Source organism: Sorangium sp. So ce176, assembly GCF_051519835.1.
GTDB lineage: Bacteria > Myxococcota_A > Polyangia > Polyangiales > Polyangiaceae > Sorangium > Sorangium cellulosum_G.
In genome coordinates this window covers 6,440,499-6,464,521 of the sequence record NZ_CP150371.1, presented here as the reverse complement: position 1 = coordinate 6,464,521, position 24,023 = coordinate 6,440,499, and the positions used below count along the sequence as shown (strand labels likewise).

19 protein-coding genes are annotated in these 24,023 nt (G+C 72.8%); 10 read left to right on the top strand and 9 right to left on the bottom strand.

Going from position 1 to position 24,023, the window contains the following annotated elements; translation table 11 throughout:
• Window positions 1–49 precede the first annotated feature (49 nt).
• Together WMF42_RS24205 and WMF42_RS24200 are read left to right on the top strand one after the other, a co-directional pair.
• Window positions 50–790: a TetR/AcrR family transcriptional regulator gene (locus WMF42_RS24205; RefSeq protein WP_061607297.1), complete on the top strand. Its 741-nt coding sequence runs from the start codon at window positions 50–52 to the stop codon at window positions 788–790.
• 6 nt (window positions 791–796) lie between these two features.
• Window positions 797–2,044 (top strand): cytochrome P450, encoded by a 1,248-nt coding sequence (locus tag WMF42_RS24200; RefSeq protein WP_061607296.1) that lies wholly within the window; start codon window positions 797–799, stop codon window positions 2,042–2,044.
• Between the two features lie 140 nt (window positions 2,045–2,184).
• On the opposite strand, the gene WMF42_RS24195 is transcribed toward WMF42_RS24200, so the two are convergent.
• The 4 genes from WMF42_RS24195 to WMF42_RS24180 all read right to left on the bottom strand — a co-directional run bounded on the left by WMF42_RS24195 (window position 2,185) and on the right by WMF42_RS24180 (window position 6,737).
• On the bottom strand, window positions 2,185–3,042 hold the full coding sequence (locus WMF42_RS24195) for a 3'(2'),5'-bisphosphate nucleotidase CysQ family protein (protein WP_437684991.1): 858 nt from the start codon (window positions 3,040–3,042) through the stop codon (window positions 2,185–2,187).
• A gap of 100 nt (window positions 3,043–3,142) precedes the next feature.
• Entirely contained in the window at window positions 3,143–4,405 is a 1,263-nt protein-coding gene (locus tag WMF42_RS24190; RefSeq protein WP_437684989.1) for an RNA polymerase sigma factor, read from the bottom strand.
• On the bottom strand, window positions 4,402–4,797 hold the full coding sequence (locus WMF42_RS24185; protein WP_061607294.1) for a YciI family protein: 396 nt from the start codon (window positions 4,795–4,797) through the stop codon (window positions 4,402–4,404). Before WMF42_RS24185 ends, WMF42_RS24190 begins: the two co-directional genes overlap by 4 nt.
• Before the next feature lie 425 nt (window positions 4,798–5,222).
• Window positions 5,223–6,737, bottom strand: coding sequence for a flavin-containing monooxygenase (locus tag WMF42_RS24180; RefSeq protein WP_437684987.1), 1,515 nt, complete (start codon window positions 6,735–6,737; stop codon window positions 5,223–5,225).
• A gap of 239 nt (window positions 6,738–6,976) precedes the next feature.
• Here WMF42_RS24180 and WMF42_RS24175 point away from each other — a divergent pair, with 239 nt between their 5' ends.
• Complete coding sequence (locus tag WMF42_RS24175) at window positions 6,977–7,942, top strand: AraC family transcriptional regulator (protein ID WP_061607292.1); 966 nt, start codon at window positions 6,977–6,979, stop codon at window positions 7,940–7,942.
• A 3-nt stretch (window positions 7,943–7,945) separates the two neighbouring features.
• Here the strand turns inward: WMF42_RS24175 and WMF42_RS24170 are convergent, their stop codons facing one another.
• Window positions 7,946–8,536 (bottom strand): ATP-dependent Clp protease proteolytic subunit, encoded by a 591-nt coding sequence (locus WMF42_RS24170; RefSeq protein ID WP_061607303.1) that lies wholly within the window; start codon window positions 8,534–8,536, stop codon window positions 7,946–7,948.
• Window positions 8,537–8,661: 125 nt separating this feature from the next.
• Here WMF42_RS24170 and WMF42_RS24165 point away from each other — a divergent pair, with 125 nt between their 5' ends.
• On the top strand, window positions 8,662–9,546 hold the full coding sequence (locus tag WMF42_RS24165; protein ID WP_437684984.1) for an AraC family transcriptional regulator: 885 nt from the start codon (window positions 8,662–8,664) through the stop codon (window positions 9,544–9,546).
• Window positions 9,547–9,972: 426 nt separating this feature from the next.
• A complete protein-coding gene (locus WMF42_RS24160) occupies window positions 9,973–10,926 on the top strand; it encodes a hypothetical protein (protein WP_061607290.1) in 954 nt (317 codons plus the stop codon).
• A gap of 535 nt (window positions 10,927–11,461) precedes the next feature.
• Here WMF42_RS24160 and WMF42_RS24155 read toward each other — a convergent pair.
• Window positions 11,462–12,688 (bottom strand): hypothetical protein, encoded by a 1,227-nt coding sequence (locus WMF42_RS24155; protein WP_437684983.1) that lies wholly within the window; start codon window positions 12,686–12,688, stop codon window positions 11,462–11,464.
• 211 nt (window positions 12,689–12,899) lie between these two features.
• Between WMF42_RS24155 and mazG the strand changes: the two genes are divergently transcribed.
• A complete protein-coding gene (mazG, locus tag WMF42_RS24150) occupies window positions 12,900–13,754 on the top strand; it encodes a nucleoside triphosphate pyrophosphohydrolase (protein ID WP_061607288.1) in 855 nt (284 codons plus the stop codon).
• Between the two features lie 33 nt (window positions 13,755–13,787).
• Here the strand turns inward: mazG and WMF42_RS24145 are convergent, their stop codons facing one another.
• Together WMF42_RS24145 and WMF42_RS24140 are read right to left on the bottom strand one after the other, a co-directional pair.
• Window positions 13,788–14,387 (bottom strand): hypothetical protein, encoded by a 600-nt coding sequence (locus WMF42_RS24145; RefSeq protein ID WP_061607287.1) that lies wholly within the window; start codon window positions 14,385–14,387, stop codon window positions 13,788–13,790.
• A complete protein-coding gene (locus WMF42_RS24140) occupies window positions 14,384–14,971 on the bottom strand; it encodes an RNA polymerase sigma factor (protein ID WP_061607286.1) in 588 nt (195 codons plus the stop codon). Before WMF42_RS24140 ends, WMF42_RS24145 begins: the two co-directional genes overlap by 4 nt.
• Before the next feature lie 290 nt (window positions 14,972–15,261).
• Between WMF42_RS24140 and WMF42_RS24135 the strand changes: the two genes are divergently transcribed.
• From WMF42_RS24135 to WMF42_RS24120, 4 genes are all read left to right on the top strand, one after another.
• A complete protein-coding gene (locus tag WMF42_RS24135) occupies window positions 15,262–16,896 on the top strand; it encodes a SulP family inorganic anion transporter (RefSeq protein WP_437684981.1) in 1,635 nt (544 codons plus the stop codon).
• Window positions 16,897–17,001: 105 nt separating this feature from the next.
• The gene (locus WMF42_RS24130; RefSeq protein ID WP_437684979.1) at window positions 17,002–20,073 is read left to right on the top strand and encodes a YbcC family protein; all 3,072 of its coding nucleotides are present in this window, start codon (window positions 17,002–17,004) and stop codon (window positions 20,071–20,073) included.
• Complete coding sequence (locus tag WMF42_RS24125; RefSeq protein ID WP_437684977.1) at window positions 20,063–21,496, top strand: NADH-quinone oxidoreductase subunit 5 family protein; 1,434 nt, start codon at window positions 20,063–20,065, stop codon at window positions 21,494–21,496. The genes WMF42_RS24130 and WMF42_RS24125 overlap by 11 nt, the downstream gene beginning before the upstream one ends.
• The gene (locus WMF42_RS24120) at window positions 21,493–23,040 is read left to right on the top strand and encodes a complex I subunit 4 family protein (protein ID WP_437684975.1); all 1,548 of its coding nucleotides are present in this window, start codon (window positions 21,493–21,495) and stop codon (window positions 23,038–23,040) included. Before WMF42_RS24125 ends, WMF42_RS24120 begins: the two co-directional genes overlap by 4 nt.
• A 28-nt stretch (window positions 23,041–23,068) precedes the next feature.
• Here WMF42_RS24120 and cysK read toward each other — a convergent pair whose 3' ends face one another.
• Window positions 23,069–23,959, bottom strand: a complete 891-nt coding sequence (gene cysK / locus WMF42_RS24115; RefSeq protein WP_061607302.1) for a cysteine synthase A — start codon at window positions 23,957–23,959, stop codon at window positions 23,069–23,071.
• Between the last annotated feature and the right edge of the window lie 64 nt (window positions 23,960–24,023).

The window sequence follows — 24,023 nt, the reverse complement described above, 5'->3', positions numbered from 1 at the left end:
GGTTGCGTTTGACCAATTTAGAAAATTGGTCAAACGTCCACAGTGGAGCATGAGCTTGACCGAAGGGGAGATCTCGAAGCACCGGCAGCGGGCCGAGCGGATTCTGGATGCAGCGGCGGAGCTGGTGCTCCGCTGGGGGTACAAGCGCGTCACGATCGATGAGGTGGCCAAGCGGGCCGGTATCGGCAAGGGGACCGTCTACCTGCACTGGAGGACGCGAGAGGCGCTCTTCCTCGCCGTGCTCGCGCGCGACTCGGTGACGCTGTACGCCGGGCTCATCGAGGCGATCCGCGAGGATCCCGCGGAGATCCTGCTGCACCGCCTGCTGCGGAGGACGCTCCTTCTGCTGAAGGGGTTTCCGCTGCTGCAAGCGATGTTCACCGGGGACACGGAGGTGCTCGGCAGCCTGCTGGAGGAGAGCACGGTGCGGCCGCTCCGGGGCCGCAAGTTCGCGTCGTTCCGCGGCCACTTCGCGCTCCTGCGGTCGCACGGCCTGCTGCGCACCGACGTGGCCGCGGAAGACCAGTTCTACGCGATCAACGCCGCGCTGTTCGGTTTCTACCTGCTCGATCCGATGTTGCCGCCCGAGGAGCGGCGGTCGCTCGACGAGAGGGCCGAGATCGTCGCGGCGATGGTGCGCAACGCCTTCGAGCCCCCGGATCCCCCCGATCCCGCGGTCCTCCGCGCGCTCGCGCCCGGGATCATCGACATGTTCGTGCGGTTACGCGCTGATTACGTGCAGTTCATACAAGGGAATTCGACCTCAACGCGGGAGAGCCCCGAGGAGTGATCCACCATGAGCACGACCGACGCGATCGCCCATCCGAACCAGCCCGCGCTGGATCCGCTCCTGGCCTGGCTACGCCATGCGCGGGAGTCCAGCCCGATACACCATGACGAGGCGCAGCGGATCTGGCAGCTCTTCGGCCACGCGGACACGCTCCGCGTGCTGTCCGATCCGGCGACGTTCTCGTCGGACATGTCCAGGTTCATCCCGCCGCAGGCGGACTTCGAGCTGTTCTCCCGGGGTAACTTCGTCCGGATGGACCCTCCGATGCACCGGAAGCTCCGCGATCTCGTGAGCCAGGCGTTCACGCCGCGGATGGTGTCCGGGCTAGCGCCGCGGATCGCGGCGCTCACGAGCGAGCTGCTCGACGGCGTCGGCGACGCCGAGCGCTTCGATCTGGTGGGATCCCTGGCGTATCCGCTGCCGGTGATCGTGATCGCCGAGCTGCTCGGGATCCCTGTCGAGGACCGGGAGTCGTTCCGCCGGTGGGCCGACTCGCTGCTGTCGAGGGAGGACACGGCCGCCCTGCCGGACGAGGCCATGATGAACCGGATGGCCCCGACGCTGCGGGAGATGAACGACTACCTGCTGGCGCACATCAGGCAGCGTCGCGCCCGGCCCACCGACGATCTGATCGGCAAGCTGGTGCGCGCCGAGGTCGACGGCCACCGCCTCGAGGACGAGGAGATCGTCGGCTTCGTCGGCCTGCTGCTGATCGCCGGGCACATCACGACGACGGCGCTCGTCGGCAATGCGATCCTCTGCCTCGACGAGAACCCCGCCGCCGCGGACGAGCTCCGGGCCGACCCCGCGGGGATCCCGGCGGCCATCGAGGAGGTGCTCCGCTATCGCCCGCCGTTCCCGCGGCTCGCCCGGCGGACCACCACCGAGGTGGAGCTCTGCGGCAAGCGGATCCCGGCGGATCAGATCCTGATCCTGTGGCTCGTCTCGGCCAACCGCGACAGCGCGCAGTTCGAGGACCCCGACCGGTTCAACATTCACCGCAAGCCGAACCCGCACCTGAGCTTCGGGTACAACATCCATTTCTGCCTCGGCGCCCCGCTGGCCAGGCTGGAGGCGAAGATCGCGCTGGAGATCCTGCTCGATCGGTACCGGGCCATCGCGGTGGCGCGCGACGATCAGCGCGAGTTCTTCAGCCCGACGGCGATGCTCAGCGCCAGGCGACTGCCGGTGGACGTGCAGGCCGCCCGGCCGAAGTCGAAGGGAGAAGCGCGGCGGGGCCTGGTGTCCGCGTAGCGCCGCCTGGCGTCCTGGCGTCGTGGCGGTTCATCTCCTCGCCTCGTCTTGTCTCGTCCGAACAGGAGGAGCGGGCGCTTCAGCGGCTCTCTGGCGTGGAACGAGGTCTACAGGCGTGCGCCGGGCAGCCGTCGCGGACCTCACGGCTCCCGGGCGAGGGTCGAGAGGAGCTGCTCGTGCAGGACGGGAGATCGGCTGATGAGCAGCCCTTCATCGAGGCGCGGCGTGGGCCGGTTGTAGCGGAGCGGGTCGCCGGCGAGGTCGGTGGCGGCGCCGCCCGCCTCCCGGATGATCAGGTCGACGGCGGCGATGTCCCATTCCCAGGCGCCGAGGCGGCGGCCGGCGGGGACCCCGGCGATCGCGTCGACGGAGCCCTCGCCGGGCAGCAGCGCGCGGGCGCAGAGGCTCCGCGTTGCCTCCACGACGTGCGCGGATCCCAGCCGCGCCGCGGCGCGCTGCAGGCGAGGGAGGTTGTCCGGAGCGCCGAGCCAGCCCTTGGTGGCGATCACGGGCCGCCCGCCGCCCGGGGAGAGGCGGAGCGGCCGGCGCTCTTCCCCGGGGCGCTCGATCCAGGCGCCGCTCCCGGCGACGGCGCTCATGAGGAGCCCGGTCGTCGGCTGATAGGACAGCGCGACGGCCGGCGCGCCATGGACGACGAGCGCGATGAACACGTCGAAATCGCCCGTGCGCGCGACGAACTGCGCGGTGCCGTCGATGGGGTCGACGATCCAGCAGCGATCTCTGGCGAGCCGCGCGGCATCGTCTGTTCCTTCCTCGGTCAGGAGGGCGTCGCCGGGGAAAGCCGACGAGAGCGCGGCGCGGATCACGGCATCGGAGGCGTGGTCGGCCTCCGTCACCACGGACCCGTCGGGCTTCTCCGAGACGGCGGCGCGCCCGTAGAGCGCCAGGACCACCTCGCCGGCGGCCCGCACGGCGGCCGTCGCGACATCGAGCTCCCGGGCGTGACGCGCCATGGACGCGTCGCTTGCGCTGGACATGGGCGACCGGTTAGGCGCGCGCATCTTCCGGGTCAACCGGCGCTCCTCGACAGCGAAGCCGGTCGGGTCGGGCGCGGTGACGCGCGCCGGCGCCTGCCGCTCACTTCCGGGCGTCGCTCAGCCGCGCCGCCTGCGTCGCCAGGTACGCCTGCTCCGGGAGGCTCGTTGTGCGGCTGGCCGCTCTTCTGTAGTGCGCGATCGCGGTTTCGTGATCGCCGTCGCGCTCCAGCAGGTGCGCGCGGACGGCGTCGAGGCGGTAATGCCCCGCGAGCCGCGGGTCGTCGTCGAGGGCCTCCAGCAGATCGAGCCCCGCGCGAGGGCCGTGCACCATGGCCGTCGCGACCGCGTGGCTGAGCGCGACCATCGGATTGGCGGACATCCGCATCAGCACGCCATAGAGCGCCAGGATCTGCGGCCAGTCGGTCTCGTCGGCGCGCGCCGCCTCGTCGTGCACCGCCGCGATGGCGGCTTGCAGCGGATAGGGGCCGATGGCTCCCCTCGACAGCGCCGCGGTGACGAGCGCGACGCCCTCGGCGATGGCGCGCTGATCCCACAGGCTCCGATCCTGCTCGTGGAGGGGGATCAGCTCGCCCGCCGGCCCGGTGCGCGCCGCGCGACGCGCGTCGGTCAGCAGCATCAGCGCGAGCAGGCCCGCGACCTCGCCGTCGTCCGGGAGGAGCGCGTGCACGGCGCGCATCAGGCGGATCGCCTCGCTCGACAGGTCGGTGCGGTGCAGCTCGGGGCCGGCGCTCGTTGTGTAGCCCTCGTTGAAGATCAGGTAGAGCACGTGCAGCACGGCGCCGAGGCGCTGCGCGCGCTCCTCGGGCGTGGGCATCTGGAACGGCACGCCGGAGGCCTTGATGCTCTGCTTGGCCCGGCTGATCCGTTGCGCCATGGTGGCCTCGGGGACCAGGAAGGCTCTGGCGATCTCGGCGGTGGTCAGGCCGCCGACGGCGCGGAGCGTGAGCGCGATGGCGGAGGACGGCGACAGGGCGGGGTGACAGCACATGAAGAGCAGGGCGAGCGTGTCGTCCTGCCGGGGGGTCTCGTCGCTGTCGGGGGCGAGGGCGATCTGCTGCTCCGGCGGCACGAGGCTGATCACGAACGCCTCGCGGCGGCGGCGGGCGGCCTCGCTCCGGACGTGATCGGTGATCCGGCGCGACGCCACCTGGATGAGCCAGGCGCGCGGCTCGTCGGGCACGCCGTCGCGCGGCCACTGGGTGGCCGCGGCGAGCAACGCTTCCTGGACGGCGTCCTCCGAGGCGGCGAAGTCGCGGAATCGCCGGAGGACGGCGCCGAGCACCTGCGGCGCGATGTCGCGCAGCAGGCGCTCGGCCCGGGCGTCGCGTGACGGGGAGGTCACGGCAGATCTTTGGGTGGCCCGCTCATCACCTCGCGGACCTCGATCCCCATGTTGAGCGGAGCGCCGCCGGGGCCGGGCGCGGCGGAGGCCTCGGCGGCGATCTGGTAGGCGCGCTCGGGGGTGTCGACCTCGACGATCCAGTACCCGGCGAGGAACTCCTTGGTCTCCGGGAACACGCCGTCGGTGATCGGCCTGCCGTCGTCGCCGGCGCGCACGAGCTTGGCCTGCTCGGGCCCGGCGAGGCCTTCGGCGGCCACGAGCTCGCCCGAGTCGCTGAGCTTCTTGTGGAAGCTCTTCATGAAGGCGATGTGCGCGTGGAGGTCCTTCTGCGGCCAGCTTGCAACCTGGTACGGCCCGCCGTGCGGGGTGTTCATCATCAGCATGTATTTCATGGTGGGCTCCCTCTCATCGCTGCGCCCCGGGAGCGGGGCGCGTTCACAGGCAGGTCGGAGCTGCGGGCGGAGTCTCGACATGCCGGGTGACGAATGGTGAAGAAAATCGACGGGTGGTGTGGGGATGTGTGAGCGATTGTGGGATGATGACCTGGGGATCGGCCACCCGACCGAGGTTGGGCCACCCGACCGAGGTTGGGGACCGACTGGGCAGGCCACCCAGGTTGGGGCCACCCAGGTTGGGGCCACCCAGGTTGGGGCCACCCGGGGCCACCCGACCGAGGGTTGGGGCCGCCGCTGCGCGGGTAGCCGCGTTCCTCTCATCACCGAGGTGAGCGACCGGTGATCGACGGGGATGACAGCGCGCTCGACGACGGCACGACGCTCCCGGCCCGTGTTCGGACGGCGCACGCCTCCCGTCTGCTTCAGGTCTCCGCGTGCCGAGGACGCGCCGCGCTGGCGACATCGCGGCGCGTCGGCTGACCGCCTCTGGAAAAGACCATGGTCCCGTCGTCCACCGGACCGAGCTTCATCGCCAGCAGATCGAGCACGTAGTTCTGGCGGAAGTACCACGGCGCCTTCGAGCCCTGCTTGGGCAGGTGGTCCACGGCGCGCTGCACGTAGCCCGATGTCAGGCCGAGCAGCGGACGACCCTCGAGGATGGACTCGTCAGGGCGCGGCAGGCATTGCCGGTAGCCGTGGCGATCCATGTGGTTGAGCAGCCGACAGACGTACGTCGACGCCAGCTCCGCGCGGAGCGTCCACGAGGCGTTGGTGTATCCGAGGCAGAGCGCGAAGTTCGGGACGCCGCCCAGCATCAAACCCTTGTAGACGAAGGTCCGACCGGGCTCGAGGGCGTCACCGTCGACGGCGATGCGGACGCCGCCGCAGAGCAGGAGCCGAAGGCCTGTCGCCGTCACGATGATGTCCGCCTGGAGCTCCTTGCCCGATTCGAGCAGGATGCCTTCCTTCGTGAAGGTCCGGATCCGGTCAGTGACCACCGAGGCGCGCCCCGCCTTCACCGCGCGGAAAAGATCGGCGTCGGGCACGAGGCAGAGGCGCTGATCCCATGGGTCGTAGCGCGGGTTGAAGTGCGTATCGATGTCGAAGTCGGGCGGCAGATGCCGCGCGACGCCGCTGCGGAGCAGCCGCCTTGCCAGCGCCGGTGCGCGTTGGCAGATCTGGTAGACGAGAAGGCTGATCCCGACGTTCTTCCAGCGGGCGACGCGGTGGGCGAGCCGCTCCGGCAGGTGCTCGCGGATCGCGTTCGCGATCGGATCCTCGGCGGGCAACGAGGCGATGTACGACGGCGAGCGCTGGAGCATCGTCACGTGCGCTGCGTCAGCGGCCATCGCAGGCACCAGCGTCACGGCCGTGGCGCCGCTGCCGATGATCACGACGCGCTTGCCCCGGTAGTCGAGATCTTGCGGCCAGTCCTGAGGGTGCACAAGCCGACCCTGGAAGTCGTCGCGGCCCGGGAAGCTGGGGGCATAGCCGCTCTCGTAACTGTAGTAGCCGCTGCAGACGTACAGGAAGCTGCAGGAGTAGCGGACGCGCTCATCGTTCGGGCCGACGTCCACCTCGACGGTCCAGCGCGAGTGCTCGGAAGACCACGATACGGATCGGACCCGGTGATTGAACCGGATGTGCCGGTCGATGCCGAACTCCCGGGCCGTATCGCGCACGTAGTCGCGGATAGACGGTCCGTCTGCGATCGCCTTGGGCTCCTTCCAGGGGCGGAAGGAGTAGCCGAGCGTGAACATGTCGGAGTCCGAGCGGATCCCGGGATAGCGGAACAGGTCCCACGTGCCGCCGATGGCGCTGCGTGCCTCGAGGATCGCGTACCGCTTGCCGGGGCAGCGCGCCTGGAGGTGGTAGCCGGCCCCGATGCCGGAGAGGCCGGCGCCGATGATCAGGACGTCGAAGTGCTCGATGGACATGCTGGGCTCCTCGGGGCGAGCGGCGTGGCGCTCCACGGCCGAGGATAGCGTGGCGGACCACGGGGGGCCGACACCGCGAGCAGATTTCGAACCGGCACGGCGTGAGGGGGATGGGGCGGGCCGCTGGCCACGCGGGGCGCTGGTCTCTGACCGTCGGCAGGTGGTGCAGCAGGTGTCGGAGGCGGTGTCCTGGCCAGTTCTGTCCGGTCGGCGCAGCCCCGATCAGGTAACCTGCGCGCGTGGCGAGCAGCGACAGGAGCCGGGCCGAGTACCAGAAGCGGGTCAACCGCGTGATCGACTACATCGAGGCCCACCGCGCGGAGGCGCTGTCCCTCGAGACGCTGGCGGCGGTGGCGGCGTTCTCGCCGTTTCACTTCCATCGCGTGTTCAAGTCGATGACCGGCGAGAACCTCCGCGAGTTCATCCAGCGGACGCGCCTCGAGAACGCCGCCAGCCACCTGACGCAGCGGCCCCGCGCCGACATCCTCGAGATCGCGCTCGAGAACGGCTTCAGCTCGGCGAGCGCCTTCGCGCGCGCGTTCAAGGAGCGCTTCGGCATGAGCGCTTCGGCCTGGCGTAACGGCGGGGCCGCGGAGGCGTGCAAGGCGCGTCAAGCGGAGAGCAAGCCGGGTGAAGTCGTGCGCAAGCCGGGCAAAGCAGCGGCGCGCGCCGCCGACCAAGATGGCTCCTCGTCGGGCGCTGACGCCCGCAAGGACGAGGAGATGACCATGAACGTGACAGTGAAGACGCTGCCGAGCTACCGCGTGGCCTATATCCGGAACGTCGGCCCGTACGGCGAAGAGGGGGGCGTCCGCGACACATGGCAGCGCCTCGCGCGCTGGGCGGCCGCGCGCGATCTGTGGACCGCGGACCGCCTCTGCCTCGGCATCGCGCACGACAATCCCAAGGTGACAGAGCCGGCCAGGTGCCGCCACGATGCGGCGATCGTGATCCCCGATGGCCTCAAGGCCGATGGCGACGTCAACGTGACCGACGTCGCCGGCGGCAAGTACGCCGCGGGCGTGTTCGTCGGCGGCGGGAGCGAGATCGGCGCCGCCTGGGACCACCTCTTCGCGCGGTGGCTCCCGGAGAGCGGTTATCAGCCCGACCACCGGCCCTGCTTCGAGCTCTACCGAGGCGAGTTCCACGATCCCAGGACCAACACGTTCCGCTGCGAGGTCTGCTTGCCGGTGCGGCCGCTCTAGCGGCTAGACCTCCAGCGCGCTCTCGATCACGCGGTGCACGAGGCCGTATTCCTTGGCCTCGGGCGCCGCCATCCACAGGTTGCGCTCGGTCTCCTGCGCGATCTTCGCGGGCTCCTGGCCGGTCGCCTCGGCGAAGATGCGGTTGAGCCGCGCGCGCACGGCCATGATCTGGGCCGCCTCGATCTCGATCTCCGACGCGGGGCCGCGCACGCCGCCGAGCGGCTGGTGCAGGAGGAAGCGCGTGTTCGGGAGCGCGAACCGGTTCTCCCTCCGCGCGGCTACGTAGATGAGGGCGCCCGCGCTGGCGACCCATCCGGAGCCGATCATCTTGACCTCGGGCCGGATGAAGCGAATCACGTCGTGGATCGTGTCCCCCGACTCGACGTGTCCTCCCGGAGAGTGGATGAGGACCCGGATCGGCTCCTCGCTCTCGCTCGCGAGCGCGAGGAGCTGCGCGGTCGTCGTCTGCGCCAGCTCGCTCGTGATCTCCCCGAAGATCAGGACCGTCCGGCTCCTGAGGAGCCTGTGGCGGATCTCCTCAGGCAACGCGCGGGGGAGCGGCTGCTCCTCGCTCAAGGGCGCCTCGGAACGCATCATGGGGAGGATGTTGCGGCCGCTCCCGCCCGCGCGCCATGACCGGGAAGCGCGGAGTCATGCCCGCGCGTCTCGACCGCGAACGAGCGCTGGACGAACGGCCCCGGCGCGGGCAACCATGCGCCATGGCGGACGAGATGGGGCGGCAGCTTCCTCGCGGCGTGGCGGTCTCGAGGCGTCACGGGGCGCCGCCGTGGGGCGTGAGCGCGGGCGATCCGCCGAGCCTCCACGTCGTCGTGCAAGGCTCGTTTTTCCTCGCGCAGGACGGGGCGCGCGTCCTCGGGCTCGAGCCCGGCGACGTCGTGCTCCTCGGGGCCGGTCCGCGTGGCGCCGCGCCGCGCGAGCACAGCCTCCGCTGCGTCGCGCCGTCGTCCGGCGCCGCGTCCGCGCCGGTGGAGCTGCTCTCGGCCACATACGCCGCCGAGCCCGACGGGGCGCTCGCCGCCCTCGCGCCGGTCGTGCACTTGCCCGGTGGCGAGGTGCGGCGCGCGCAGGGGCTCTCGGCCGTCGTGAGCCTGCTGCGCGCCGCGCTCGCGGAGCCGTCCGCGGGGCAGGAGCGGCTGGCGCGCTCGCTCCTCGAGCCGCTGCTCGCCTACACGCTTCACTGCCACGGGCGCGCGGGCGACGGGCGCGCGGCGGGCGCGTTCGATCGGCGCGTCGCGCGCGCCCTCCAGCTCATCCAGGAGAAGCTGGCGGCGCGGTGGACCATCGAGGCGCTCGCGAGGGCGGCGGGCCTCTCCCGTGCGGCATTCGCGCGGCGTTTCCTCGCCGAAGTCGGCGTCCCGCCGCTCCGCTACGTCGCGGAGCTCCGCATGCAGCGCGCGGCCGAGCTGCTCGCCGAGGGCGATCGCTCGCTGGCCTCTGTCGCGGCCGAGGTCGGGTACGACTCGGAGTTCGCGTTCAGCCGCGCGTTCAAGCGGCACACCGGAGAGGCGCCGGGCGCGTTCCGCCGGCGCAGCCGCTCTCAGGGCGCCCCGTTCCGCCTGCCGCCGGTCCGCGCGGCGGCGTGAGCGCCTCTCGCGGGGCGACCGGGGCGACCTGACCCAGGCGACCGGCGACCCGGCGACCCGACCCAGGTTGGGGACCCGACCCAGGTTGGGGCGACCCGACCCAGGTTGGGGCGACCCGACCCAGGTTGGGGGGGCGACCGGACCCAGGTTGGGGGGGCGACCGGACCCAGGTTGGGGGCGACCCGACCCGGGTTGGAGCAGAGCAAGCCGACCGACGTTGGGCAGCGGCGACCTGACCGAGATTGAAGCGACCGGTGACCGACCTTGGGCTCGCAGTAACGTGGGGCACGCACCAGCCCAGGTTGGGGCAGGGACCAGCAGCCCAGGGTGGCGGACCGCCTGGCGGCCGCCACCCACGGCAATCCGCAAGTCATTGAATTCATTGGCCGCGATCCCCGGCACGGCATTTGTCAATGTACGCCAGCCATGAGCCAGCCCCGTGAGATCGCTGCCGGCGCCACCTACTTGATCACCCGTCGTGTCCTGCGACGCCATCTTCTCCTCCGTCCCGACGCGGCCATCACCCAGCTCTTTGTCTACGCTCTCGCGGCATCGACCCGCCGCTACGGCATTGAGGTCCACGCGTTCTGCGCAATGTCATCGCATGTGCATCTCGTCGTGACCGATACGGAGGGCGTCCTGCCGCGTTTCTTGCAATTCTTCCACCGCATCGTCGCGCTTGGCACGAAGGTGCTTCGCACGTGGGAAGGACCCGTCTGGGACCACGAGGCGACAAGCGTGGTGCGGCTGCTGACGCGCGCGGCGGTGGTGGAGAAGATCGCCTACGTCCTCGCGAACCCTGTTGCCGCTGGCCTGGTCCGGCATGCGCATGAGTGGCCGGGCGCTAAGGTGGATGTGGGCGAACTCGGCCGCGGCGTGCTGCGTGCGGCGCGTCCCGCGGCGTATCTCGATCCAGAAAATCCACAGTGGCCGGAGGAAGTAACGCTCCCGCTCGCGCTGCCGCCCGTCATCGAGCAGGACGGCGCGGAGGGCTTTCGCTGCCAGGTAGCGGCCGAGCTCGAGCGGCAAGAGGCGCAGGCTCATGCGGAGTTGCAGAAGCAAGGGCTCCGTTTCATGGACGCCGAACGCGTCACCAGGATCTCCCCTTACGAGCGAGCCACGAGCTTCGAGGCGCTGCGAGAACGCAACCCGACATTCGCGGTCGGCGGTGGGCAGGGGGGCGCACGGCAAGCCGCAATTGCCGCGGTGCGGGCGTTTCGCGCGTCGTATCGGGCGGCGTTAGAACGGTGGCGTGCCGGTGTACGCAGCGCGGTATTCCCGGCGGGGACCTGGTGGATGCGCATCTTTCACGGCGCCAGCGTCACCGGAATGCGCGCGTTCCATGGCGACGGTCTGGACGACATCGTGCTCCCGGCATAGGCACTGAGCGAGGGCGCCACAGCACAATGGGCAAGAGCGGGCCAGGGTTGACGCCTGTCGTGATTACGCACGTCTGGGGAGACGGAGAGGGAGGTTAAGAATTCGCGCGCTGCGTGCACTGACGCGTATGTGATGTGCCGCGCGAGCTCGAATACGGCGGCGTCAGGGCCGGGTTGGTACAGGCTCGGCTTGAGCGCTTCTGTTTGCGTCGGTAGACGTGTCCAAGCGACGGGTCGACTGCGGCAACCCACCCCGAGCTGGATCACTCACCGCCACTCACCCCGACCTGGGTCGGGCTGTGAACCCGCACTCACCCCAACCGCACCAACCCCAACCTCGGTCGGTCCGAAGGCGCGGGTCGGGTCCCCCAACCTGGGTCGGGTCCCCCAACCTGGGTCGGGTCCCCCAACCTGGGTCGGGTCCCCCAACCTGGGTCGGGTCCCCCAACCTGGGTCGGGTCCCCCAACCTGGGTCGGGTCCCCCAACCTGGGTCGGGTCCCCCAACCTGGGTCGGGTCCCCGGGGTCACCGTCGTCCTATCGGGCCCACCCGGGTCCGTCACTCCCGGCCTGGCCTTTTCCCGTCGCGATCCCCGCGAACGCCGCCGCGAAGCGCCGCCGGAGCTCCGCATCCTCGATCAGCTTGTCGCGCAGCGTCCGCGACATCTCGACATGGTAGAACGGCGCGCCCATCTGCCGCGACCAGCGTGCCTGCACGTTCGTGGCGCCGCCGAGCTTGTCGATATCGGCGGGGTAGGCAAGGACCTTCCCGTCGCTCACGACCGCCCGCAGCGGGGCGAGCAGCCGCTCCAGGTCGGCGCCGGGCCCCACGGCGCTGGCGATGGCGGCGGCTGCCGCCGAGCTATCCTGGAATCCGTGTAGCTGTACCGCTGGCATGCCGGGGAAGCTCTGGAGCAGCGCCCGGTGCGCCGACAGGAAGAACGACCGCTCGGCGTGCGCCACATCCGCGAAGGCGAGCGACGCCACCAGCCGCTCGCGGGCGGCGCGTCTCTCCCCCCGGGCGCCGCCGCCCGCCCCCAGATCGCCGCCGCCCCCGCCGTGGCCCCGCCCGCCGGTCGCCCTGGCGCCGCCGCCCGTCGTCTCGCCATCCGCGCCCCCATCGTCCGCGCCCTCGCCGCCCCCGCCCGCTCCTTCTTCCGCGCCCTCGTCGTCCCCGGCGACGTCGCCCGGCTTGGGGCGCCCGCCGTACCGGTGCGACGTGTTGACGACCAGCGCCCGCGCCCGTTGCGCGTCGAACACGGCGAGCGCGACGGGCAGCGTCCCTCGGTCGAAGAAGGTATGCGGCGCCTCGACGATCAGCGGCGCCGCCGCCCCTGTTCGCAGCACGACGGCGGCCGCGCCCCGGCGGCGCTTCTTTTCCTTCGGCTCCTCGGAGAGCACCCAGAGGTCGCGCCCCGGGACCGCCCGCAGCGCGAACCCCGGTGGGGCTGCCGGCGGCGGCAGCTTGTTCTGCGCGGCGAGCGCCGCCGCCGCGACCCACGCCACATACGCCGTGTCCTCCACGTCGTCCGGCGGCTCCGCGATGTGCCGGCGCCCCCCCTTGCGCAGCGGGGCGATGTGCTCCCCCAGGGCCTCCTGCTCGCCGCTGTCCGGCTGGGCCGCGATCACGGGCTCCGCCGCGGAGTGACCCGGGTTGGGTGCCGCGGGGTTCGGCGCCGCGCCCGGCGCGCTCCCGATGCTCCGACACACCCCCTGCGAGCACCCGGCGATCGTGAACAGCACCACATAGACTGCGCTCTTCATGGGCGTCCTCGCCGCCGAACTCCGACCACCTCTGCACTTTTCGCATGCCACGGCCCGTGAATCCAGGCTGACCGCTCGGCGGCCGGACCTCCCGTCCCTGCGGCTGCCCCGCCCACCCGCCGGCTCCCCGCCCCCCCGGCCGGCTCGCCCGTCCCCTCGGCTGGGCCGCCCCGTCTCCTCAGCGGGGACGGTTTGCGCTAGTAGCTTCCGCATGCCGCGTCCCTTCGAGCCCGTGGAGGCGCCGCCGCTCGCTGAGCAGGCGGGCCGCACGTTCCCGCGCCTGGTCGAGCTGATGCAGCGCCTCCTGGCGCCCGACGGGTGTCCGTGGGACCGCGAGCAGAGCTTCGCGACCCTCCGCCGCTACGTCCTCGAGGAGGCCTGCGAGGTCATCGACGCGATCGACGGCGGCGACCGCAAGGAGCTGTGCGCCGAGCTCGGCGACCTCCTGCTCCAGGTCGTCTTCCAGGCCGAGCTCGCCCGGGCCGAGGGGGCGTTCGGCCCGGACGATGTGGTCGCGGCCATCTGCGAGAAGCTCGTGCGGCGCCACCCCCACGTGTTCGCCGACGAGAGCGCCGAGAACGCCGACGAGGTGCTCCAGAACTGGGAGCGCATCAAGGCCGCGGAGCGGGCCCGCGAGGGCAAGGACCGCGGCGTGCTCGGCGGCGTTCCCCGCAGCCTGCCGGCGCTCACGCGGGCGCAGCGGGTGGGCGAGAAGGTCGCGCGCGTCGGCTTCGACTGGCCGGACGCGCGGGGCTCGCGCGCGAAGGTGGAAGAGGAGCTCGGGGAGCTCGACAGGGCCCTCGAGAGCGGCGATCCCGGCGCGATCGAGGAGGAGCTCGGCGACGTGCTCTTCGCGCTCGGGAACCTGGCGCGCCACGCCGGCGTCGACGCCGAGGGGGCGCTGCGCCGGACGACCGACAAGTTCACCCGGCGCTTCGAGCACGTCGAGCGGCGGGTCGTCGAGCGCCACGGCGGCTGGCCCGCCAGGGCGTCGGACGACGCGCTCACGCTGGAGGAGCTCGACGGCTACTGGGACGAGGCCAAGCGCGGCGAGCAGCGGACCTGACGCCGCGCGCAGGCCCCCGAGGCGCGCTCCGGCTCAGTCGCGCGCCGCGGTCAGCACGAAGCGCTCGCGCACGCGCGCCTCGTTCGACTCGTGACGCACGTGGATCTCGTAGCGGCCCGGCTGGGCGACCGCCACGCTGAGCGGCGCCTCGCCGCGGTAGCGCGTCAGCCGGTGCGAGCAGCGCTCCTGCCGACAGTGCTTCTCCAGCGCGCCGCCCTCGCCGTCCGGCAGCCGCACGCGCACGTCCTCGGGCACCTCGAGGTGAACCACCGCCGGCTCGTCGGCGTGGCGATGCGTCCACAGATCGAGGTGCGTCCACGCGTGCCCGTCATCAGGCAAGGCGATCGAGCGCTCCTCGGAGCGCTCGATCGCCGGCGAGCTCACGCCCCTGTCCACCGCCACGACGATCCCGAGCGCGATGGCGGCGAGCGCCGGCGCTGCGATGAGCGCTGTCCACCCCCATCGGCCGCGCGCCCGCTGGGGGGCCGTCGCGTCAGGGCGCTCCGGCGGCTCGGGCAGCCTGCTCAGCGCGCGCTCGACGAGCGCCTCCGGCGGGCTCACCGAGCGCAGCGCGCGCAGGCTCGCCGTCAGATCCGGCGGAATCGGAGGCAGATCGTCGTCGTGTCCGCTCACGTCGATCCCTCCCGCACCGCGATGACCTGTCGAACCGCCAGACGCTCGTAGGCGTCGCGTAGCCGCGCGCGGCCGCGGGCATGGCGGCTCTTCACCGTCCCCTTGGGGATCCCGAGCACCTCGGCCACGCTATCATAGCCAAGATCCTCGATGTCGCACAGCACCACCACGGTGCGAAACTCCTCCGGTATCTCTCGAAGGCAGGCGACGAGCACCCCCGTGTCCTGGCTCAGGATCGCGATCTCCTCGGGGCTCTGGACCTCGGCGTGGTGCCCCACGCCGAGCACCTCGGTGCACGCCTCGATGAGCCGATCGAGCAGCCCGCGGCGCCGCGCCTCGGTCCTGTGCGCCTCCAGGTACTCGTTCCGCGCGATCCCGCAGAGCCAGACCCCGAGGTCCGAGCGCCCCTCGAACGACGCCGCGTTCAGGTAGGCCTTGAGCAGCGCGTTCTGGAACAGATCGTCCGCCTGATCCCGAGCGCCGCACAGCGAGATGCAGAATCGATAGAGGCGCGGGAGCGACGGGCGCACCGCCGACTCGAACTGCGCGCGCGATTCGCCGAGGGGAGGTCGCGATCCGGTCATGAGGGGCGTTCGAGCATCGGGAGCGTCGAGGCCCTGGACTCTAGCGTGGAATGGACGGCGGGGTAGCGCTCGCTTGTCGCGCCACGGCGGCGTGACGAGCGGCGCCTCGATCGGGGCGGCGTTGTGCATCGGCGCTCCTGGGACGGAACGGACCCGCGCGGAGGTTCCGACGCGTCGCGCGAAATTTCGTCGCCCGAGCGGGAACCTCGGACCGGGTCGTCCCGTCCTGGGGCGTGTCCTGACGAACAGCGGGCCCACACCATCCCCGCAATTCCGAGGCTGAGCACCGCATGCCCACGTCGAGCATCTCGAGCGCACCTGTGTCTTCTACCTGGAAGGACGACCTGATCTCCGGGTTCCTCGTCTTTCTGATCGCCCTGCCGCTCTGTCTCGGCATCGCGATGGCGAGCGGATTTCCCCCCATCGCAGGCGTGCTGACCGCCGTCGTGGGCGGCATGGTCGCCACCTGGCTCGGCAGCGCGCCGCTGACAATCAAGGGGCCCGCCGCGGGCCTCATCGTCATCGCGCTGGGCGCCGTCCAGGAGCTCGGCGCCGGGGACAACGCGGTCGGCTACCGCCGCGCGCTCGCCTGCATCGTCGTCGCCGCGGTCACGCAGATCGCCTTCGCGCTGGCGCGCGCCGGCAAGCTCGGCGACTTCTTCCCTTCCTCGGTGGTGCACGGGATGCTGGCGGCCATCGGGATCATCATCTGCTCGAAGCAGATCCACACGCTCCTCGGCGTCACGCCCGCGGCGAAGGCGCCGGTTGGCCTGCTCCTGGAGATCCCGCGCAGCGTGGCCCGGCTGAACCCCGAGATCGCCGCGATCGGCGCCGTCTCGCTCCTCCTCCTGTTCGGCTATCCGCTGGTCGCTGGGAAGGCGCGGTGGGCGCAGAAGATCCCCGCGCCGATGCTGGTGCTGGCGATCTCCGTGCCGCTCGCCTACGCGTTCGATCTCGAGCACGAGCACACGTACACGCTCGCGGCGACCCACTCGACGTACGCGATCGGGCCGAGCTTCCTTGTCAACCTGCCGGGCAACCTGCTCCAGGCGCTCGTGTTCCCGGACTTCAGCCACGTCGGCACGCCCGCGTCGATCAAGTACATCGTCATGTTCTCGCTGGTGGGGAGCATCGAGTCGTTGCTCTCCGCCAAGGCCGTCGATTCGCTCGATCCCGAGAAGCGCCGCTCCGACCTCGACAAGGATCTGCTCGCCACGGGCGTCGGCAACCTCATCGCGGGCCTGCTCGGCGGGCTGCCGATGATCTCCGAGATCGTCCGCAGCTCGGCGAACGTCGGATACGGCGCGAAGAGCCGCCTGTCGAACTTCTTTCACGGCGCCTTCCTCCTGCTCTTCGTCGCCTTCGCGCCGGGGCTCATCCACCGGATCCCCCTCGCCGCGCTCGCCGCCATGCTCACCTTCACGGGCGTCCGCCTCGGGTCCCCGAAGGAGTTCGTGAAGACGCTCCGCATCGGCAGGGAGCAGCTCGTCATCTTCGCCACCACGGCCGCGCTGTGCATCGCCGCGGATCTGCTCGTCGGGGTCGCGGCCGGCATCCTCGTGAAGATGCTCATCCACCTGATCAACGGCGCCCCGCTGCGGATCCTCTTCCGGCCCGAGGTGGAGGAGCGCGTCGAGGCAGGGCGGGTCGTGCTGCGCGTCAAGCACGCGGCGGTGTTCAGCAACTACCTCGGCATCCGGCGGCGGCTCGCGAGGTACGCGGACGCCTCGAGCATCGAGATCGATTTCGCGGAGGCCCGCCTGGTCGATCACACGACCATGTCCAACCTGCATGAGCTGGAGAGCTCGATGGCGCGCCAGGGCCGGACATTGACCCTCGCGGGCCTCGGCGATCATTTCCAGATGTCGTCACACCCGCTCTCCGCGAGGAAGAGGGCCCTTGTCAGCCCCGTCGCGGGGCGCTGAGCCAAGGAGACGCCCGACGTCGACCGCCGCGAGAGGGGCGCACACGGGCGAGGCTCTCCAGGAACAACCCTCCTCCGGGATGAACAACCCTCCTCCGGGATCGCCATGAGCCGCGAGCTTTCTCACGATGTCCCCGCGAGCGCCGCCCGCGAGGAGCGCCTGTGCGCCGCGGTCGACCGCGCCGGGCACCTCCTGCCAGCGCAGGGGCCCATCGGCGTGTTCGTCCACCACAACACGCTGCACGCGTTCCAGCACCTGCCGTTCCACGACGCGCTGGCCGCGGCGAGCGCCGTCTTCGACGCCGAGCCGTACCTCGCCGAGGCGGAGTACCGCGCCCACATCGCGGCAGGCCGCATCGACGACGAGGACCTCGAGGCGGCGCTCGCCGAGCGCTTCGCCGCGCACCCGGACGAGCGCTCTCCGGAATGTAAAATACCGTTGTCACGGCACGAGATCGAGCGGATCGCCCTGCGCTACCCGATCGAGGAGGAGACCGCGGCGGGCCTCCTGTGGCGCATCTCGGAGGCGGGGGAGACGCGCACGCTCCGGGCCGACGTCCGGCCCGAGCGGCGCCGGCGCATCCTCCAGCGCACGGAGCGCTGGCTCGAGGAGCACCCCGAGATCGCGGCGGGCCTCCTCGACCGAGGCGCGCGCGATCCGGAGTCGCGCGCCGCCCTCGCGCTCTGGGACGCGTGCCGCGCGGCGCCGCTGCCGCCCGCCCCGCCCGCGGAGCCGCCGCTTGTCGAGCGCGTGGGCGTCGACAGGTCGCACCGCGATCTGCTGCTCGCGCTGGCGGGCGAGGACCCGGCCGACCTCGTCGATCCGCTCCTGATCCGGCTCCTCTGCGCCTACCTCGACGAGGGCGTCGCGCACTGGACCATGCCCGATCGGGCGCAGGGGCTCTGGCGCTGCTTCCGCGGCATGGTGCTGGAGGGCTCGCGGCCCGCCGCCCCGGCCTTCGCGGGGCTCGACGCGGAGCTCCGCCGCCTCGACGCGGAGGGCCTGTCGCCGGCGGCCATCGCCGCCCGCGCCCTCGACGAGCTCGGCGTCGCCGAGGCGCGCTGGGAGGGGTACGCGACGCGCGTGCTGCTCGAGCTGCCGGGCTGGGCCGGGATGATCCACCGCCTGGAGCACACCCCGAGCGATCGGCCCGCGGACGCGCCGCCCGCGTCGCTGATCGAGTACCTCGCCGTGCGCCTGACCCTCGCCAGGCACGCGCTGCGCGACGTCGCGCGCCGGCGGCTCGGGTACGAGGGGCCCCTCGCCGGGCTCGTCGAGCACGCCCGGCGCGCCGCGCGGCCGCCGGCGCCGCCGCCGCGCTCGCCCGACAACGCGCGGCCGTTCCGCCTGTTCCAGCTCGCCCAGCTCGCCGGCCTCTCGGCCGCCGAGATCGAGCCGCTCTCGACGGCGGAGCGCGTCTGGGCGCTCGAGGCGCTCGAGGCCTTCGACGATGTCGCGCGGCGGCGCGCGCTGCACGAGGCCTACGAGCGGCACCACCGGGTCGAGGTGCTGCACGGGATCGCCGCGAACCTCCGCCGCCCGGAGGAGGACCGCGCCGTGACGGAGCCCCGCTTCCAGATCGCCTTCTGCATCGACGACCGCTGCGAGGGCCTCCGGCGGCACGTCGAGGAGCTCTCGCCGCGGCACGAGACCTTCGGCGTCGCGGGGTTCTTCGGCGTGCCGATCCGCTACCGAGGGCTCGACGACGCCGGCCACGTGAGCCTCTGCCCCGTCGGCGTGGAGCCGGCGCACGAGATCGTCGAGCGACCCCACGAGGAGGAGGCGGCGCGCCGCCGAAGGGCCCGCCGCAAGGGGTGGGCGCGGCTCCTGCACGCGCTCGGGCGCGGCAGCCGCACCATGGCGCGCGGGATGCTGCTCACGCCGACCCTGGGCCTGCTCTCCACCGTCCCGCTTGTCGGGCGCATCCTCTTCCCGCGGGCGGCGGCGCGGCTGCGCCGCGCGCTCGAGCGGCGCCTGCTCCCGGCGGTGCCGACGCGGCTCCACAGCCCGCGCGACGAGGGCTCCCCCGCGGCCGGCGAGGGGCGGCCGTTCACCGCCGCAGACAGGGCGGCCCGGGTGGCGGCCACGCTCGAGAGCATGGGGCTCACCCGCGGGTTCGCGCCGATCGTGGCCGTGCTCGGCCACGGCTCGACCAGCGTGAACAACCCGCACCAGTCGGCGTACGACTGCGGCGCCTGCGGCGGCCGCCATGGCGGCCCGAACGCGCGGCTGTTCGCGGCCCTCGCGAACGACCCCGAGGTGCGCGCGCTGCTCGCCGCGCGCGGGATCGACATCCCGGACGGGACCTTCTTCGTCGGCGGCATGAACAACACGACGACGGACGAGATCGTCCTCTACGACGAGCACCTCGCGCCGGCGTCGCACCGCGGTGAGCTCGCGGCGCTGCGGGCCGCGCTGGACGCGGCGCGCGAGCTGCACGCGCACGAGCGCTGCCGGAGGTTCGCGTCGGCGCCGCGCGAGGGCGGCCCCGCGCGGGCGCTCGCGCACGTCGAGGCGCGCGCCGCGGACCTCAGCGAGGCCCGGCCCGAGCTCGGGCACGTGACCAACGCCGTCTGCGTTGTCGGCCGCCGCGCGCTCACCCGCGGGCTGTTCCTCGACCGCCGGGCGTTCCTCGTCTCGTACGACCCGACGCAGGACCCGACAGGCGCGATCCTCGAGCGCGTCCTGCTCGCCGTCGGGCCGGTCGGGGCGGGGATCAACCTCGAGTACTACTTCTCCTGCGTCGACAACCGCCGCTACGGCGCCGGCACCAAGCTCCCGCACAACCTGGCCTCGCTGCTCGGGGTCATGGAAGGGTCGCTGAGCGACCTGCGCACCGGGCTGCCGAAGCAGATGATCGAGATCCACGAGCCGGTGCGCCTGCTCGTCGTCGTCGAGGCGAGCACCGAGCTCTGCGCCGCGCTCTGCGCGCGGCAGCCGGCCCTGCGCGAGCTCATCTGCAACGGCTGGATCCAGCTCGCCTGCGTCGATCCCGCGACGCGCGGGATAGCGCACTTCACGGGCGACGGCTTCGCGCCGTTCGCTCCCCCGGATCACCCCTTGCCGGCGGTCCAGCGCTCCGCCGACTTGTACGCCGGGAGGTCCGGCTTCGTCCCGCCTGCGCTCGTCCGCGCCGCGTCCACGCGGCCCCCCGAGGTCCCCCGCCATGCCATCTGACGTGATGCTCGGCCAGCTCGCCGCGCTCGCCGTGCTCTCCCCGGCGGCGGCGTTCGCCGCGCTCGGCTCCTACCTCTTGCTGCTGCGCGCGCCGAGCGAGCGCGTCGTGTCGCGCGTCGTGCTGTCGGCGCTCTCGCTCTCGTTCGCGGCCTCGCTGGCGATCTGGGGCTCGGCCGTCGCGGCGCCCCACGCCTTCACGCCGGTGGCGCTCGGCCGCTGGTTCGAGACCGGCAGCTACGCGTTCGAGATCGTCCTGCTCGTCGATCGGCTGTCGGCGACGATGATGGTGCTCGTCTCGCTGATCGCGCTCCTGGTCGGCCGGTTCTCGGTGGCGTACCTGCACCGGGAGGCGGGGTTCGCGCGGTTCTTCCTGCTCCTCGCGCTGTTCTCGACGGGCATGCTGGCGCTCGTGTCGGCGGGCACCATCGATCTGCTGTTCGCCGGCTGGGAGCTCGTCGGCGCGACGAGCGTGCTGCTCGTGGCGTTCTTCCACGAGCGCGCGGCGCCGCCGCGGGCCGCGCTGCGCGTCTACGTCACCTACCGGCTCTGCGACGTCGGGCTGCTCGGGGGCGCGGTGCTCATGCACGACGTCGCCGGCTCCTCGCAGTGGGGCGAGGTCTTCGGCGCCGCTGCCTGGCCGGGGATGCCCGCCCCGCTCGGCCCGGGGGCGGCCACGGCGCTCGCGCTGTGCCTGCTGCTCGCCGCCATGGGCAAGAGCGCGCAGTTCCCGCTGGGCAGCTGGCTGCCGCGCGCCATGGAGGGGCCGACGCCCTCGAGCGCGCTCTTCTACGGCGCGATCTCGGTGCACGCGGGCGTGTACCTGATGCTGCGCGTGGCCCCGCTGCTCCAGCGCACGCCCGCCGCCAGCGCGGTGATCGCCTGCGTGGGGGCGGCGACGGCCCTCTACGGCACCCTGGTGGGGCGCGCGCAGGCCGACGTGAAGAGCGCGCTCGCGCACGCGACAATGACGCAGGTGGGGCTCATGTTCGTGGAGATCGGCCTCGGCCTCTACTGGCTCGCGCTCGTCCACCTGTTTGCGCACGCGTGCCTGCGCTGCCTCCAGATGCTGCGCGCCCCCTCGGCGCTCCGCGACGCGCAGGAGATCCGGGCCGCGCACGCGGGCGAGCCGCTGCTGCCCCTCGGGGTGGCCGGCCGGCTCCTGCCCGCGGCGCTCGTGCGGCGCGCGTACTGGCTGGCCCTGGAGCGGTTTCACCTCGAGGCGCTGCAGGAGCGGCTCATCGCCGCGCCGCTGATGCGCCTCGGGCGCCAGCTCGACCAGAGCGAGCGCCGCTGGGTGGCGGCGCTGAGCGGCTGGCCCGAGCGCGCCGCCGTCGATCCCGGGGAAGAGGGCGCGCGCGGCGTCCCCGAGCGCGAGATGGCCTTCGAGCCCCCCGCGCGCGGCGCGAAGCGAGCTCGCTCGTGAGCGCCTTCCCGCTCCTCGCGGCGCTCATCCTCGCGCCCGCGGCCGCGGCGCTGCTCGCGTCCCGGGCGCGCAGCGACGAGGGCGCGCGCCGCGCGGCCCTCGTCGGCGCGGCGCTCACCCTGCTCCTCTCGCTCGCGCCGCTCGCGCTCTCCCTCGCCGGCGTCGCGCTCGAGGCCGGGGGTCCCGCCCTGCCGCTCCTCGGGGCGCGCCTCCGGCTCGGCCTCGACGGCTACACCGTCGCCCTGCTCCCGCTGCTCGGCGTCGTCCTGCTCGCCCTCGTCGCCGCGGGCCCGCGCGCCGCGCTCGATCGGCCCACCGCCGCGGCGCTGCTCGCCACCGCGAGCGCCGCCCTCTGCGTGCTCTGCGCGCTCGACCTCGCGCTGCTCGCCGCGGCGTGGGTCGCCGCGCTCGTGCCCGTGGAGCGCCTGGTCGCCGGGAAGGGCGCCGAGGACGCGCTCCTCCGGCGCACCTGCCGCATCTTCCTGCTGGGCGGCACGGCGCCGCTCGTCCTGGCGATCGGCGCGATGGCCGCGCTCGCCGCGCGCCGCGGCGCTGCCCTGCCGTTCGACGTCGAGGAGATCGCCCGCGCCGGCATCCCCGAGGCGTGGCAGTCGCCGCTGCTCGCGCTCGTCGGGATCGCCGTGCTGATGCGCATGGCCGCCGTGCCGTTCCACGGCTGGCTGCCCGTGCTGCTCGAGCGCGGGCCGCTCGGCGTGACCGTCCTGCTCGCCGAGGTGCATGTCGGCGTCTGCGTGCTCCTGCGCGTCGGGGTGAAGCTCCTGCCGGCGGCCTGCGCCGAGGAGATGCCGATCCTCGCCGTCATCGGCCTGATCAGCGCGCTGCACGGCGCGGTGCTCGCGCTCGCCCAGACCGACCTGCGCCGGATGCTCGGCTACCTGATGTCGAGCCAGAAGGGGCTCGTGCTCCTCGGGATCGCCACGCTGAACGCGGAGAGCGTGAGCGGCGCGCTCCTCCAGAGCGTCGCGTCGTCGATCGCGATGACGGGGCTCGCGCTGGTCATCGGCGCGCTCGAGGCGCGCACCGGCACGACGGACACGCGGGAGCTCGGCGGCCTCGTGGCCCGGACGCCGCGCATGGCGGCCTTCTTCTTCCTGCTCGCGTGCGCGGCGATCGGGATGCCGGGGGCGCTCTCGTTCGTGAGCGAGGATCTGCTCCTGCATGGAATTTTACACGTTCACCCCGTGCTGGCGGTGCTCGCCCTGGCGGCGGCGGCGATCAACGGGATCACGCTGTTCCGCGCGTTCCAGCGCGCCTTCCTGGGCCCGCCCGCGCGCCGCCGGCCGGGCGCCGCGATGGCGGCGCTCGTGCTTCGCGAGCGCGCGTTCCTGCTGGCCTTCGTGGCGCTCACGGCGGTCCTCGGCGTGGCCCCGACGCGGCTGCTCGCGCTGCACGAGCCGGTGGTCGAGCGGGTCCTCCGCGACGCCGCCCGCGACGGGCGGGGCGCGCGCCGGGGAGGCGAGGAGAGGGCGTCCCTCGACGAGGGCCGCCGGGCTCCTCGTCCGGGCGGATCTGCGTCGCGCTGAGGCCGCGCGCGTGCGGGCCCCGCGCCGCTCAGAGCAGGTAGCGCTCCCCGGAGTCGGGCAGCACCGTCACGATCGTCCCGTGGATCCTGCGCGCGATCTCCACGGCCGCGTGGACGTTGGCGCCGGAGCTCGGCCCGACGAGGAGCCCTTCCTCGCGCGCGAGCCGCCGCACCATGCGGGACGCGCCCGCCTCGGTCACCGTGAGGATCTCGTCGATGAGCGAGCGCTCGAGGATCGCCGGCACGAAGCCGGGGCCGAGGCCCTGGATGCCGTGGGGGCCGGCGCCTCGCCCCGAGAGCACGGCGCTCTTCGTCGGCTCGACGGCGCAGATGCGGACCGCGCCGCCGAGCCGATCCCTGAGCACGCGCCCGCAGCCGGTCAGCGTGCCGCCGGTGCCCACGCCGGCGACGAAGGCAGCGATGTCGCCGCCTGTCTGCGCCAGGATCTCGAGGCCGGTGGCGCGCGCGTGCGCGCCGGGGTTCGCCGGGTTCTGGAACTGCTGGCTCATCCAGGCGCCCGGGGTCGCCTCGCAGATCTCGACCGCGCGGGCGACGGCGCCGGCCATGCCCTGGCCCTCGGGCGTGAGGACGATCTCGGCGCCGTACGCGCGGAGGATGTGCCGTCGCTCGACGCTCATGTCCTCGGGCATGACCACCACGCACCGGTAGCCGCGCACGGCGGCGATCATGGCGAGGCTGATCCCCGTGTTGCCGCTCGTCGCCTCGACGATCGTCGCCCCTCTCCTGAGGGCCCCCTCGCGCTCGGCGCAGAGCACCATGCCGAGCGCTGCCCGGTCCTTGACGCTGCCGCCCGGGTTCATCGACTCGAGCTTGCCGTAGACGACGCCGCCCCCCTCGGGCGAGATGCGGGCGAGGCGGACGAGCGGCGTGCCGCCGATGAGCGACAGCGCGTCGGGCACCACCGGGCCGACGCGCACGGCGGGCGAGGGAGCTGAGCGCTCGTCGGGCGCGTCGGGCGCGTCG